Origin of the sequence: Rickettsiella endosymbiont of Rhagonycha lignosa, from assembly GCF_964031165.1 — a bacterium.
In the GTDB taxonomy this organism is placed as follows: domain Bacteria; phylum Pseudomonadota; class Gammaproteobacteria; order Diplorickettsiales; family Diplorickettsiaceae; genus Aquirickettsiella.
This window is the reverse complement of record NZ_OZ035011.1, coordinates 700,643-714,422: the sequence shown is the minus strand read 5'-3', so window position 1 is coordinate 714,422 and position 13,780 is coordinate 700,643. Positions and strand designations below refer to the sequence as shown.

Annotated in this window: 11 protein-coding genes and 1 tRNA gene; 7 read left to right on the top strand and 5 right to left on the bottom strand. The window is 37.6% G+C overall.

The features are described from left to right. Positions 1-37: 37 nt before the first annotated feature. The 3 genes from ispE (at position 38) to AAHI99_RS03230 (ending at position 1,975) form a co-directional block, all read left to right on the top strand. Positions 38-916: a 4-(cytidine 5'-diphospho)-2-C-methyl-D-erythritol kinase gene (ispE, locus tag AAHI99_RS03240; protein ID WP_342228238.1), complete on the top strand. Its 879-nt coding sequence runs from the start codon at positions 38-40 to the stop codon at positions 914-916. Further along, positions 896-970 (top strand) — tRNA-Gln (locus AAHI99_RS03235). Before ispE ends, AAHI99_RS03235 begins: the two co-directional genes overlap by 21 nt. Positions 971-1,024: 54 nt before the next feature. Next, the gene (locus tag AAHI99_RS03230) at positions 1,025-1,975 is read left to right on the top strand and encodes a ribose-phosphate pyrophosphokinase (protein ID WP_342228348.1); all 951 of its coding nucleotides are present in this window, start codon (positions 1,025-1,027) and stop codon (positions 1,973-1,975) included. A gap of 44 nt (positions 1,976-2,019) precedes the next feature. On the opposite strand, the gene AAHI99_RS03225 is transcribed toward AAHI99_RS03230, so the two are convergent. Then, positions 2,020-4,569 carry a hypothetical protein gene (locus AAHI99_RS03225; protein WP_342228237.1) on the bottom strand — a complete coding sequence of 850 codons (2,550 nt, stop codon included), beginning with the start codon at positions 4,567-4,569 and terminating at the stop codon, positions 2,020-2,022. Between the two features lie 968 nt (positions 4,570-5,537). On the opposite strand from AAHI99_RS03225, the gene AAHI99_RS03220 reads away from it, so the two are divergent. The 3 genes from AAHI99_RS03220 to ychF all read left to right on the top strand — a co-directional run bounded on the left by AAHI99_RS03220 (position 5,538) and on the right by ychF (position 8,072). Next, entirely contained in the window at positions 5,538-6,248 is a 711-nt protein-coding gene (locus AAHI99_RS03220; protein ID WP_342228236.1) for a 50S ribosomal protein L25/general stress protein Ctc, read from the top strand. A 144-nt stretch (positions 6,249-6,392) separates the two neighbouring features. Then, positions 6,393-6,968 (top strand): aminoacyl-tRNA hydrolase, encoded by a 576-nt coding sequence (gene pth, locus AAHI99_RS03215; protein WP_425288731.1) that lies wholly within the window; start codon positions 6,393-6,395, stop codon positions 6,966-6,968. 12 nt (positions 6,969-6,980) lie between these two features. Further along, positions 6,981-8,072 (top strand): redox-regulated ATPase YchF, encoded by a 1,092-nt coding sequence (gene ychF, locus AAHI99_RS03210; RefSeq protein ID WP_342228234.1) that lies wholly within the window; start codon positions 6,981-6,983, stop codon positions 8,070-8,072. Here the strand turns inward: ychF and AAHI99_RS03205 are convergent. Continuing rightward, positions 8,062-8,394 carry a hypothetical protein gene (locus tag AAHI99_RS03205; protein WP_342228233.1) on the bottom strand — a complete coding sequence of 111 codons (333 nt, stop codon included), beginning with the start codon at positions 8,392-8,394 and terminating at the stop codon, positions 8,062-8,064. The genes ychF and AAHI99_RS03205 overlap by 11 nt on opposite strands. 169 nt (positions 8,395-8,563) lie before the next feature. Here AAHI99_RS03205 and AAHI99_RS03200 point away from each other — a divergent pair, with 169 nt between their 5' ends. Continuing rightward, positions 8,564-10,291: a hypothetical protein gene (locus AAHI99_RS03200; RefSeq protein ID WP_342228232.1), complete on the top strand. Its 1,728-nt coding sequence runs from the start codon at positions 8,564-8,566 to the stop codon at positions 10,289-10,291. A 57-nt stretch (positions 10,292-10,348) separates the two neighbouring features. On the opposite strand, the gene AAHI99_RS03195 is transcribed toward AAHI99_RS03200, so the two are convergent. From AAHI99_RS03195 to sucC, 3 genes are all read right to left on the bottom strand, one after another. Beyond that, positions 10,349-11,356, bottom strand: a complete 1,008-nt coding sequence (locus AAHI99_RS03195) for a cysteine synthase family protein (protein ID WP_342228231.1) — start codon at positions 11,354-11,356, stop codon at positions 10,349-10,351. A 101-nt stretch (positions 11,357-11,457) separates the two neighbouring features. Further along, entirely contained in the window at positions 11,458-12,327 is an 870-nt protein-coding gene (sucD, locus tag AAHI99_RS03190; protein ID WP_342228230.1) for a succinate--CoA ligase subunit alpha, read from the bottom strand. Positions 12,328-12,391: 64 nt separating this feature from the next. Beyond that, the gene (gene sucC, locus AAHI99_RS03185) at positions 12,392-13,567 is read right to left on the bottom strand and encodes an ADP-forming succinate--CoA ligase subunit beta (protein ID WP_342228229.1); all 1,176 of its coding nucleotides are present in this window, start codon (positions 13,565-13,567) and stop codon (positions 12,392-12,394) included. Positions 13,568-13,780: the final 213 nt, after the last annotated feature.

Sequence of the window (13,780 nt, the reverse complement as noted above, 5' to 3'; positions counted from 1 at the left end):
TCCACTCCCAAAAAATCTAATTAATGTGAGTATAACCATGTACTATTGGCCCGCCCCTGCAAAATTAAATCTTTTTTTACATCTTACCGGTCGCAGACCCGATCACTATCATGAACTACAAACTGTTTTTCAACTGATTGATTACTGCGATGAATTAAGTTTTACGCAACGCGCCGATCCACAAATTAATTGCACCTGTGTATCATTACTTAACCCCGTCACTGCAGCAGTCATTCCCGATGAAGATAATTTAGCCATTAAAGCAGCACGCTTATTACAAGATAGAAATAAAAATTTACCCGGCGTTGATATACTTATCAAAAAACGTATTCCGATCGGCGGCGGTTTAGGTGGCGGTAGTTCCAACGCGGCAACGACACTCGTCGTGTTAAATCACTTATGGAAAATGAATTTACCTTTAGACGAATTATTAAATTTAGGTGCTACACTCGGCGCCGATGTACCAATATTTATTCAGGGTGAAAGCAGTTGGGCTGAAGGGATAGGCGAAAAACTACACCCAATACCGTTACCTGAAAAATGGTTTGTGGTAATGATTCCACCCTTAACTATTTCGACTGCAAAACTTTTTTCACATCCCCGATTGACATACAACACGACACCCATCAAAATACAAACCTTTTTAAGCGGATCATTAAATACACATAATGATTTTGAACACATCGTTAGGCAGGATTATCCAGTGATTGCAGAAGGCTTAGACTTCTTAAATCATTATGCCCCTGCTCGCTTATCAGGGACCGGCGCGTGTATTTTTGCTACACTCAGTACAAAAGTAGCCGCTGAAACACTACTAGAAAAAATTAAAGCGCCTTATCAAGGCTTTGTGTGTAAAGGGTTAACCACTTCACCTTTACAACAAATAATGAAAAATTGGGGTGTCGCCAAGTGGTAAGGCACCGGGTTTTGATCTCGGCATTCCTAGGTTCGAATCCTAGCACCCCAGCCATACATATCCATCTAATCTTTTTATTTAACACAATGAGGTTCCTCTGTGTCTGAAATGATGCTCTTTACTGGTAACGCTAATCGAACTTTAGCTGAAAAAGTAGCTAAACATTTAGGCAAAGAATTAGGTAAAGCCACCGTCGGTCAATTTAGTGACGGTGAAATCATGGTAGAAATTTTAGAAAATGTCAGAGGACAAGACGTCTTTATTATGCAACCGACCTGTCCGCCGGTTAACACCAATTTAATGGAACTCATCATCATGGCCGATGCCTTACGTCGCGCATCGGCGAAACGTATCACGGCGGTCGTTCCTTATTTTGGCTACGGCCGTCAAGATCGACGTATTCGCTCCTCACGTGTTCCGATTACTGCACGCGTCGTTGCGGATATGATGACTGCTGTAGGTATCAGTCGTTTACTCACGGTGGATCTGCATGCTGATCAAATCCAAGGATTTTTTGATATTCCCGTGGACAATGTGTATGCCACACCAGAAATCTTAAAAGATATGGAAAGCCAAAAGCTTTACAAAAGCAATGAGCAATTAATTGTTGTATCACCGGATGTAGGTGGCGTGGTTAGAGCGCGTGCGATTGCTAAACGTTTCAATGATGCCGATATCGCTATCATCGATAAACGCCGTACCGGTCCAAATAAAACTGAAGTTATGCATATTATCGGTGAAGTGAAAGATCGCAATTGCTTATTAGTCGATGATATCGTCGACACAGGTGGCACTTTATGCTTGGCCGCGCAAGCTTTAAAAGAAAATGGTGCTCATTTAATCATGGCATATTGTACACATCCGGTTCTATCAGGGAATGCTATAGAGACTATTCAAAATTCAATTATCAATGAACTCGTTGTCACCGATACGGTTCCGTTAAGTGATGAAGCAAAGCATTGCAAAAAGATCCGTCAATTGAGTTTGAGTGATATGTTAGCGAAAACAATTTGCCGAATTAATTCGGAAGAATCGGTCAGTTCAATGTTTGTTGATTAATTTAACTTTATTTTTGAACATCCTTGTCCCAAAATAAATTTTTATTATTGACTCAATTGTTTACGCGTTGGTATTTTTGGCGTTTTTGTCTTATCACCTGAAATAGATGAATTACCTGACCCAAAAAATGTGGATGTAGATGTTCCTTGCATTGCTTGCTTTGCTTGCAATTTTTCATTAAGTTCATTAAAAAATGCAGGGTTTTTGTTTTTTGCAGACACTGCACTCTGTTTATTTGTAGAATTTTCCAAGAGATTAGTTTTTTTAGGCTTTGCTTTTAGAAGATCTTCCAACTCTTTTTGTTTTTTCAATTCTTCCAATTTTTGCTGAGTCGGCTCAGAAACTGGTTCAGATAAAGGCTTTTGCCAATCTTTAATAATTTGTTCTGATCTTTCTTGCAATTTTGCAACAAGATTTATCGCTGGTTTGACAGAATCAGGTTTCTTCTTAGGCACTGCACCTTGTTTTTCGGTTTGAGTAGATTCAACGGGTTTAGACTTATTACTATCAACAACAGGGGCAGCAAGCTTTTCTTTCTCTAACTCTGCTATACGGTCATATTTTGCTTTAATACTTAATTCAATTCCATCCAATTCTGAAGAGAAAATTGATTTTTTTGATGATAATTCCTCATTCCGAAGTTGATTAATCGTCTCTATTCTCTGGATTGTTAATGCTTCCATTTGTTTTTTTAGCTGTTCAGATTCTGACAATGGCTTTGGCTTAGCAATAGGATCAATAGGAAGAATATTTGCTGAAGTTTGCTGTTCTTCTTGTCCATAGAAAGAATTAATTGCATATTCGGATGATTCACATGCGCCATCTGGTGCCAAACTCCCTATTGTTATGCGTTCAATTTCTTCGTTTTGAAAAGTTTTTTCCTTAATATCGATTTCATTTTTTAGTAGCAATATTCTCCTATAACAGCTGTCGATATCAGCAGAACTTTCACTGGACTGCTTCTCATTGTTCTCTTGGTCATGCAGGTGTGAATTCAGTTTTATAAGTTCTTTTTTTTCTTCTAAAGTCGCTAATCGTTTTGTCTGTAAGCTTAATTCGTCTTTATATAAGTGATATAAAGGAGTTCCAGCCTCATCTTGTAAATCCTTACTGTGATTCGCTAATATTTTTTCAAACTCTATATTGTTTTGAATTAAACCAATATGTTCATTTCTAGTATTGAATAAATCAGATGTTAATTGATAATACTTGTCGATATGGCCATGCGTATCTTTAATATCTTTTTCAAGTTCGGTTTCTTTGTTTTGTAACCGCTCAAAGTTTACGTTAAATTCACTATTTAGTGGCCCTCTAATTTCTGATAATTTAGTTTCTAGAATAAGCTTGTTTTCACGGGCTTTTTTTACTTCTTCTTTTATTATAGCTAAATTACTAGCTGGTTGATTTAATTTTTTAGAATTTTCTATCCCTTGTATTTTTTTATTCTCAGTATTGATATCCGCTATTATTTTTTTTGCTTGATTAATTAAACCCAGCGAAAGAATTTGAGTATATTCGGTTTTATCTGTGTTATCTTTATTTTCAATTGGATTGTTTCCAAATATTCCACTGAATTCAAGATCGGCATAAATTAAAGATGATGAGTCAATGGGTTGTTCTTGAGTTTGTTTTTCTATTATACCTTTTATACCTTTTAATTCTGCTACAAAATCTGGATTTTTTTTATTTAAATTGTCATTTGGCATAGTTTCTCCCAGGATTTTTGTTTTTCGATTAATTGTAACATTATCCGAAGTACCTACCAAACTTCCCTCGGTTGTTGGTATCACTTGTTGAGATTTAGGTAATACTAAACGATAATTTACTATTATATCATTTTGCATTTTCAAAAGAGGATAATAGTGAGGAAACTTAGCGCCAAGTGATTTTAAAGTATTCGCTGGTATGTCAGGTAATTTTTCTATATTTTCGATAAATAAATCATACACACAGCAAGTTTCCGTCAGTTTGCTCTGCTTCATTGCCACCACTTCTTGTTTACACGCATTCCATATCGACAGATATTTTTCTGAACGGGCAATATCAGGATAGTGCGATACCTCAGCATCCGGATTTCGCAGCACTAATACCTCAATTTGCGCCTTAATATGCGTTTCATTATTTTTTAATTCAAGCTTTAACGCTGCAGCTGCAATTTTCAAATGTTTCTTTTGATTTTTTAATTCTACTTTTAATTCCTTAGATGAATGCATCTGTCGTGCAGCTTGCACGCTACTTTTAGCAATATAAATGCCATTTAATGACTGTTGGATTTCATACCGTGTTGAAAATAGACGATCTAAAGGGGTTTGGCCTAAACCTTCACTTTCTTGACTAGGATCTGCACCGTTTAATACTAATTCATAAATTCGGTCGACAGAATCAACAGTAAAAAGTGCTGGCAGAGACTCGTTTTCGTCAAACGCTATTTCAAAGTCGCAAGGATTGTTTACGCTATTTTTTTTTATCAAACCACTCACACGTTGACTTGCCTTTTGAGAATTTTTTGCTATTTGTTTCTCAGCTGTCTCCATATGATAGTCAGCGATTTTATCTTCTGCCGTGTTACGGATTCTCTCATCTAATTGGCTCAATTTTCCGAGATAAGAGAGATTTGCTTTAGAAATTCCATTGGTCAAGATATTTTGAAAATCACTTTTATAAAGCCTACTAACGGGTTCAGAACATAACCAAAAAAGCTCATTATTTATTTCAGCTTTTAATCTTTCAGCCTGTTCTTCGTTTATTTTTTCTTCACATAATTCCTGAGCTAATTTTTTTTGTTTGTCTAAAAGTTGCAAATGCCTTTGCGGTAATCTGCGCAGTTCGTTTTCAAATTTATTATTCGCGTTAATTTTTTTAATTTCTGTATTTATAAGTCGCTGGTTTTTATCGCATTCCGCACTTAGCTGCGTTTTCCGATTTACAATATTTGGATATCTATTAGCTTTCGGATCGAGTCTGACTTTCTCGGCTATCGCACTAAGTTCATCGTTTATTTTTTGTTGTTTGATAATAAAAATACTGAGCTGTTTAAAAAAATTTTCCTGTGTTGTATCAGGAATTGGATTAGCTGTATGATCAATTTCTAAAGAAAATTTACCCATGGCTTATTTCCTACTTATTATTATTATTTTTGCTCTTGACTTTAGTATTTTAATCTAAATACATTAAATAAAACTTAATTAGCAATTTTGCGAATTAACACATTTCGAGCGCAGAATGCACGGCAATCTAGGAAAGACCCACACCCTTAGGTAATACAGACAAATGTAATTAGGGAAGGCTCATCACGCGGCCTAAATTCTAGGTATTTATTCAGTGAAACTTTTGTAAAACTCCTAAAAACACCTGGAGTTTTATTGTAAATCCCCGTAAACTACTGCCCACTCATCCTGGTCGCGGGATGACATACTCACAGCAATGGGATTTTTTGATAGTGGCCTGCGTAGTGAAGCAACTGGAGTGTATTAACCTACATGAGGATTGCGAATTGAACGGTAACACAGTCAAAAATTCAAGTGCGAAGAGTATAATTTTTTGAATTTGAGGAAAAAAGTATATGTCAACAAATCATCAATTTGAACTCAACGCAGAAACTCGAGAGGTGTTTGGGTCGGGTGCGAGCCGCCGTCTCCGTCGTCTTGAAAATCGCGTTCCGGCTATTTTGTATGGCGCAGCAGAGCCGCCCTTACCTGTCTCTTTGGAACATAACCAAATATTACGGGCACTGGAAAATGAAGCCTTTTATTCGCATATTTTAACCATCAAGATCGATGGTATCGAACAAAAAGCGGTATTAAAAGACCTGCAACGGCATGCCTATAAGCCGCGTATCTTGCATGTCGACTTAATGCGCGTATCTGCAAAAGAAAAAATCACCATGTCAGTGCCCTTACACTTTAATGGCGAAGCCGATGCACCGGGTGTCAAAGACGCTGGCGGTGTCCTTACTAAACTATTAAACAGCGTCGAAGTTCGGTGTTTACCGGCAGCACTTCCAGAGTACATTGAGGTCGATGTATCTAGCTTAGGACTGGATGAATCCATCTTGTTATCCCAGCTTAATTTACCACAAGGCGTTGAATTAACCGCAGCGATCAGTCATGAAGACGACCGGCCGGTGGTCAATATTCATATACCACGTGCGGTTGTCGAAGAAGATCTGACCGCAGCACCTGAATCGGCTGAAGTACCTGCTATCAATGTCAAAGATGATGCTGAACAAACAGCCAGTGAAGGTAAAGAAAAGGCCGAAAAGGACAAAAATTAATCCTCGGCATGGAACTCATCCTCTATACTCACAGCAATGGGATTTTTGGCAAGTGCCGCGTCCATACAGCAATCTGGTGTACACAATAAAGATGAGGATTGCGAATTGAGCGGCAACATAGACAAAAGTTTAAGTGCGAAGAGTATACAGCTGATTGCCGGCTTAGCGAATCCTGGTAAAGAATACGCAAAAAGCCGGCATAATGCCGGAGCATGGCTCATTGATGCGCTATTACATCAGCATTCCTTATCCGCTTTAAAGGTGGAAAATAAATTTCATGCCTCGGTGACGACCTGGTCGCTCACATCTGGAAAATGTTACGTGCTAATCCCCAGCACCTATATGAACGATTCCGGACGTGCAGTTAAAGCCATTGCTAATTTTTATCGCATCCCCACCGCGTGCATCTTAATTGTCCATGATGATTTAGATTTATTACCCGGTGTGGCACGCTATAAACAAGGTGGTGGTGACGGCGGGCATAATGGTTTAAAAGATATTGTGGCTCATTTGCACAGCAAAGATTTTTGGCGCTTGCGACTCGGCATTGGTCACCCTGGTCAGCGCGATCGTGTCCATGATTATGTCTTGGGGATACCTTCCGTTACGGATAAACAAAGAATAGAGCTCGCCATCGAACTTGCGCTAAGTACATTAACCCGTTTTGCCGAAGGTAACCAAGAACACGCGATGCAAATTTTACATACACAACAAGAATAACAGGAACACTTTATGGGATTTAAATGTGGCATTGTTGGCCTCCCCAATGTGGGAAAATCCACTTTATTTAATGCCTTAACCAAAGCAGGTATTGCAGCGGCCAATTACCCTTTTTGCACCATCGAACCAAATGTGGGTATCGTCCCAGTTCCAGACCTACGTCTTAGTGCGCTAGCCAAGATTGTTAAACCGCAAAAAATAATACCCACTACGATGGAATTTGTTGATATCGCCGGTTTAGTGCAAGGAGCCGCACAGGGTGAAGGTTTAGGTAATAAATTTCTTGCCCATATCCGCGAGGTCGATGCAATTGTGCATGTTGTACGCTGCTTTGAAGATTCCGATGTTGTGCATGTCACAGGCCAAGTCAACCCAGTTGCTGATGTACAAACTATCCATACTGAATTAGCCTTAGCCGATTTAGAAAGCGCTGAAAAAGCCGTATTGCGTCTTAACAAAGCCAGTAAGTCTAATGACAAATCGGCACTGCTAAGTAAAAATTTATTAGAACGTATTATTCCAGAATTAAACCAAGGTCGCTTATTACGTCAACTCGATTTCAATCCTGAAGAATTAGTGTTGTTGCGTCCCTTCTCTTTTTTAACGCTCAAATCCACCTTGTATATTGCCAATGTCGATGAACAAGGTTTTGCGAATAATCCATTACTTGAACAATTAGAGACTTATGCCCATGCAGACAAAGCCAAAGTAGTGGCGATTTGCGCGAAATTAGAAGAAGATTGTATCGATTTAAATGATGAGGAAAAACAAGAATTCTTACAAGCCTGTGGTTTAACTGAAACAGGTTTAGATCGTTTGATACGTGCTGGTTATGAGTTACTAGATTTACAAACCTATTTCACTGCAGGTATCAAAGAAGTTCGCGCTTGGACCGTGCACAAAGGCGCAACCGCTCCACAGGCTGCTGCTTGCATCCATACCGATTTTGAAAAAGGCTTTATTCGCGCTGAAGTCATCAGCTATGATGACTTCATACGTTATCAAGGTGAACAAGGCGCCAAAGAAGCGGGTAAATGGCGTTTAGAAGGTAAAACCTATCTGGTCAAGGATGGCGATGTGATGCATTTTTTATTTAATGTTTAATGCTCATCCTATTACTAATACCAAAATTTTGCGAATACTTTGTTTGATCTTCTTGATGGGTATCATTCTTAAAAAAGGAACTACTATAAAAAACTAAGCTTTTTATTGTGCGTTCCAATAGACTCAATTTATCTTCTCGAGAATGTTTTTCAATTTTTTTACCCCATTTTTCTAAAGCACATTCCAAATTTTGTTGTATATCATTTAATTTTTCTTCGCGAGCGAGATCAAAAAAATTTAATTCTTTTAACTGTCTCTGTGCATTAAACAAACATATAGCATGCGTAGAATTTTTCATTGGTAAGGAAATATTTTCTTGCATAAGGTTTCTCTTCTAAAAAATAAGAGGTGCATTCTATAATATTTTTAATTAAATAGATTTTTTTTAATTTTAATTAAATAAAAATATCCGTTTTTAATATTTTTTGCTATACTTTAATTTTGATAGATAATGATTGTTTTTAAATCAAACTCCAGGATAAGGAGCTCATATGAATTTAGACTCTTTAGATCAAGATATTCCAAAATATTGGATTTTATTACTGCATTATTGGCTACCTTTTTTTAAAACTCCTAGCAATTTTTATTTTAAATGTCGAAATTTCATTGATGATCTTAAGCGCTCGGGTAATTATTTTCCTTGGGATAAATTTCCTGATTTATTATTTATTTTTGAAGAATATGCTTATGAAGCATCAGAAATAAATATATCTAAGAAAATTATTAAAACTATCTTTACTAAAAAAATTCATCTCATTACAAATGAACGCTTAGCACAGTTTTTTGAGCGACTTAACCCAGATAACACCCGTACTCCTCTATTAAACGATATTTTAGAGCAACTACCCGCAAAATTGTATGGTGAGTATTTTAGCAAATTGAATGCGGCTAACTGTTCTTTAAGAAATCTAAAATGGTGCGCTCGTTTAAAAGATAAATTTTTACTCGACGATAAATTAAAATTTATCTTATCAATGCCCGACGACAAACGAATAGACTATCATTCGACATTATCCATATTGGCTAAAGAATGTGAAGAGAAACTTATCAAAGATAAAAATAAATTTAACCTAACTATTTTAAATGCGTATCTCGTTGAACATTTGTTGAAATTTATCTTCTCTGGTACACCTACATTAATTTTTTCAGCTAATTTTATTCGATGCTTAATAAATCAATTACTGGAAACTCAAAATCCGATATTAACTTCATATCTCCTTGGACTTGATTCAAATGCAAGGTTTAATTTTTTTGAAAATATTTTAGTAAGTAATCAAAATTTTCAAGAAAATATCCTTTATTTTCTTGATCTTTGTCTAAGTGAGCAACGCTCAGATCTGATCGATCAGTTAATCCAATTTTCTTATAAAAATATTGAATCTGAAATGACTAATAACGATTTAACAAAACAAAAATCGACTGCAAATAAGCTAGATTTGTTATTCCAAACACTGCTACAAGAATCAACTGATACTTACCCACTTACTCTGTTTCAGCTCCTAGCGATACAAACTTTAACCAAAAAACCATTTGATTTAGAAACACTCAAAAAAGTTTTTGAAGCAAATCATGGCCTGCTTGAAAAAAACAAAAGTTACTCAATAGAATTTCTATCGGTTGTTGCTGAAAACAGTATCTTAGCCATAAAAGTATTTATTAAAGATCATTTTATGATCCATGTAGTTAAAGAAAACACCCGTCAAGATATACATCGATCTTTTTATAAATTTTTAAACAATGAATATATCGACAAACCTCTGAATGTAGCGAAGCTTATACTTAAAAAACTACCTCAACATTTACAAGCTTGCTGCGAAGCAGATTTGAATTTTTTACAACAACTGTTATCACAACTCTATTTAATAGTAGATGATCCAAGTATCATCAAATTTAAAAATGAACGTCTTATGCAGTTGAATAAAAACCAAAGGGAAGAAGAAGAAAAATTCGATGCACGCCGAGAACTTCTGCAACGTATCCACGAAGGAAAGCAAAGTAGTGTCGCTTATCAACGCATGGAAGAACTTTTTGGGACTGAAGCGTCAACCATGCGAGAAAAATGGAAAAAGAATTTAGGCGTACATTTTTTTGATGCTAATGATAAAGAAGAACGTAAACTCGCTTTTAAAGAAGCTGCAGAAATTATAAAATTTAATCGTGAATGCAATACTTTTTGTTTAAGTACTTCACCTTCATCAACAAATTATTTTACTCTATAAAAATTAAACCACTTAAATAACCTGCGTGATAGACTTGATTTTATTGTTAAAGATCTATTACAAAAGTTGTTGTGCTTGCATCCATTCGTCATTATAAATTTTGCTGAGATATTTAATCCCGCTATCGGGTAAAATAGTGACGATGGTAGTAGGTTCGGTCAATTCAGCAGCCATCTTTAATGCCGCCCAAACATTGGCTCCTGATGAACCTCCGACTAACAACGCTTCTTCTTTGGCTAAACGCCGCGCCATCGAAAACGCTTCTTTATCGGTAAAAGGAATAACCTCATCCAGTACAGAAAAATCGAGTGCTTTTGCAATATGATCTTCGCCCACTCCTTCAACTAAATAATTACAATTCCCTCCTTCTGGAATTTTTCCATTCTTAAAATATTCATAGTAAATAGAACCCACCGGATCGGGCATAATTACTTTAATGGTTGGTTTTTTTTCTTTGAGAAAACGACCCACACCCGACACCGTACCACCCGTACTACCGGAGGCTATAAAAATATCGATATTACCTCGTGTTTGTTGCCAAATTTCTGGTGCCGTACTGAGATAATGCGCTTCAGGATTTTTTGGATTATCATATTGATCAAGTCGAAAACTATTAGGAGTTTCCATAGCAATACGCTTAGCAACATTGACATAATGCTCTGGAGAATCCGGCGCAGCCGCTGTTGGAGTTACCACTATTTCAGCGCCATAGGCACGCAAAGTATTTTGTTTTTCCAGACTGACTTTATCCGGCATAGTCAAAATAGCCCGATAGCCTTTTGCAGCTGCCAGCATCGCGATAGCGGCACCGGTATTTCCTGATGTATTTTCAACTATCGTGCCGCCCGGTTTTAAGTAACCGTTTTGTTCGGCATCGGCAATAATATAATCAACAATACGATCTTTTACACTACCGCTAGGATTAGCGAATTCACATTTAACTAAGATGGTTACGTGTTTATTTGGAACTATTTTTTCTAATTTAACGAGCGGCGTATTTCCAATTGCCTGTAAAATAGAATGCTTACTCTTCGCACTTGAATTTTTGTCTACGTTGTCGCTCAACTCGCAATCCTCATGTATAACAAATACACTCCGGTTGCTTCATTCTCGCGACGCCTTGCCAAAAATCCCATCGCTGTGAGTGTATTATCATTAAAAAATGATCATAAAAATTGTGCAACCTTTTTACCCATATCGGCTGGAGACTTTACAGTGTGCACACCGGCTGCTTCTAAGGCTTTAAATTTTTCCGCAGCAGTGCCTTTCCCACCTGAAATAATCGCACCGGCATGGCCCATACGTTTCCCAGCGGGAGCTGTTACACCAGCAATATAAGCCACCACTGGCTTAGTCACGTAGGTTTTAATAAAATCTGCGGCTTCTTCTTCTGCTGTGCCGCCAATTTCGCCAACCATTAAAATAGCTTGTGTTTGTGGATCTTCTTGAAACATACGCAGCACATCAACAAAATTCATGCCTGGAATCGGATCACCACCAATCCCGACACAAGTACTCTGACCCAAGCCTAAGTCAGTTGTTTGTTTAACCGCTTCATAAGTTAGAGTCCCTGAACGTGATACGATACCGACGCAGCCGGGTTTATGAATATAACCTGGCATGATGCCAATTTTACATTGTCCGGGTGTAATCACACCAGGACAATTCGGTCCTATTAAACGCGCATGGGTATTATTTTCTAAATAAACCTTCACATCTAGCATATCCAATACTGGAATACCTTCAGTAATACAAACAATTAATGAAATACCCGCATCGGCTGCTTCAACAATAGAATCTTTACAAAAAGGCGCTGGTACATAAATAACACTGGCATCAGCACCGGTTTCTGCAATAGCATCTGCCACCGTATTAAACACGGGTAAATCTAAATGTCGTGTTCCACCTTTTCCTGGTGTCACACCGCCAACCATTTGCGTTCCGTATGCGATGGCCTGTTCAGAATGAAATGTCCCTTGTTTACCGGTGAAGCCTTGGCAAATAACTTTCGTGTTTTTGTCGATTAATATACTCATGTTTATATCTAACCTTTTATAAAAATGTTTTATTTTGCAGCCAAAAACTCTGATGCGAAGCGTATCATGCAGTCATCGGAGATTTAACAGCGGCAACTATTTGTTCCGCAGCTCCCGTTAAACTATTCGCAGCAATGATATTTAAACCACTTTCAGATAATTTTTTTGCGCCTAGATCCGCATTATTACCTTCTAAACGCACCACCACTGGAATTTTAACGCCAACATCCTTAACTGCACCAATAATTCCATCTGCGATCATATCGCAACGGACGATACCGCCAAAAATGTTGACTAATATACCTTTAACCTTTTCATCGGATAATATGATCTTAAATGCTTCCGTGACTCTTTCTTGTGTAGCACCACCACCAACATCTAAGAAATTAGCAGGACTTCCACCGTGTAACTTGATTAAATCCATGGTCGCCATGGCCAAGCCTGCACCATTCACCATACAGCCAATATCACCATCTAAAGCGATATAATTCAATTCCCAATCGTGAGCACGGTTTTCACGTTCATCTTCTTGTGAAGGATCGCGCATTGCGCGCAATTGGGCTTGTCTAAATAAAGCATTATCATCGACCACTACTTTGGCATCTAAACAAATCACATGATCATTTTGATCAATAATCAAAGGGTTAATTTCTACTAAACTCAGATCGCGCTCGACGAACATCTTACCCAGACCTAATAAAATCTGCGTAAATTCTTTTAATTGATTAGCGGTTAATTGCAATTTAAAACCAATATCACGTGCTTGATAAGGCATCACCCCGAGCAAAGGATCGATGGTAATTTTTAATATTTTTTCGGGTGTTTCTTCCGCTACCTTTTCAATTTCAACACCACCTTCGGTACTCGCCATGATAACAACACGACGCGTGCTGCGATCTAATACTGCACCTAAATATAACTCGCGTTTAATATCACAAGGCTGAGCAATCAATATTTGATTAACTGGTTGACCATGCTCATCGGTTTGAAAAGTCACTAAACGTCGACCAAGTAGGCGTTTAGTTTCCGCCGCAACCGCCTCTTTAGTGGTCACATATTTAACTCCGCCTGCCTTACCTCTTCCGCCGGCATGTACTTGTGCTTTGACCATCCATGCATTTCCACCTAAGGCTTCGGCAGCGGCCAAGGCCTCTTCTACTGTGCTAACGGGTTTACCTAAGGGTACGGGTAAACCATATTCGCTAAATAGTTCTTTACCTTGGTATTCATGTAGATTCATGGATTTCTTTTTCTCCTAATTATTAGCTGTTCGCATTAGAATTTTTGTCTACGTTACCGCTTTATCTGCAATTTATGTGTCAATATTATATACACATAAATTGCAGCTGGGTTACAGCACTTACCAAAAATCCCATTGCTGTGAGCATACTTTTTAAAAATAATGATAACGGATTGCTCGCCATTAAACTATGCTTTGTGCTATGAGATAGCG

Coding starts and splice junctions, on each gene's coding strand:
- ispE (WP_342228238.1), top strand. CDS start 38: ATGTACTATTGGCCCGCCCCTGCAAAATTAAATCTTTTTTTACATCTT.
- AAHI99_RS03230 (WP_342228348.1), top strand. CDS start 1,025: ATGATGCTCTTTACTGGTAACGCTAATCGAACTTTAGCTGAAAAAGTA.
- AAHI99_RS03220 (WP_342228236.1), top strand. CDS start 5,538: ATGTCAACAAATCATCAATTTGAACTCAACGCAGAAACTCGAGAGGTG.
- ychF (WP_342228234.1), top strand. CDS start 6,981: ATGGGATTTAAATGTGGCATTGTTGGCCTCCCCAATGTGGGAAAATCC.
- AAHI99_RS03205 (WP_342228233.1), bottom strand. CDS start 8,394: ATGCAAGAAAATATTTCCTTACCAATGAAAAATTCTACGCATGCTATA.
- AAHI99_RS03200 (WP_342228232.1), top strand. CDS start 8,564: ATGAATTTAGACTCTTTAGATCAAGATATTCCAAAATATTGGATTTTA.
- sucD (WP_342228230.1), bottom strand. CDS start 12,327: ATGAGTATATTAATCGACAAAAACACGAAAGTTATTTGCCAAGGCTTC.
- sucC (WP_342228229.1), bottom strand. CDS start 13,567: ATGAATCTACATGAATACCAAGGTAAAGAACTATTTAGCGAATATGGT.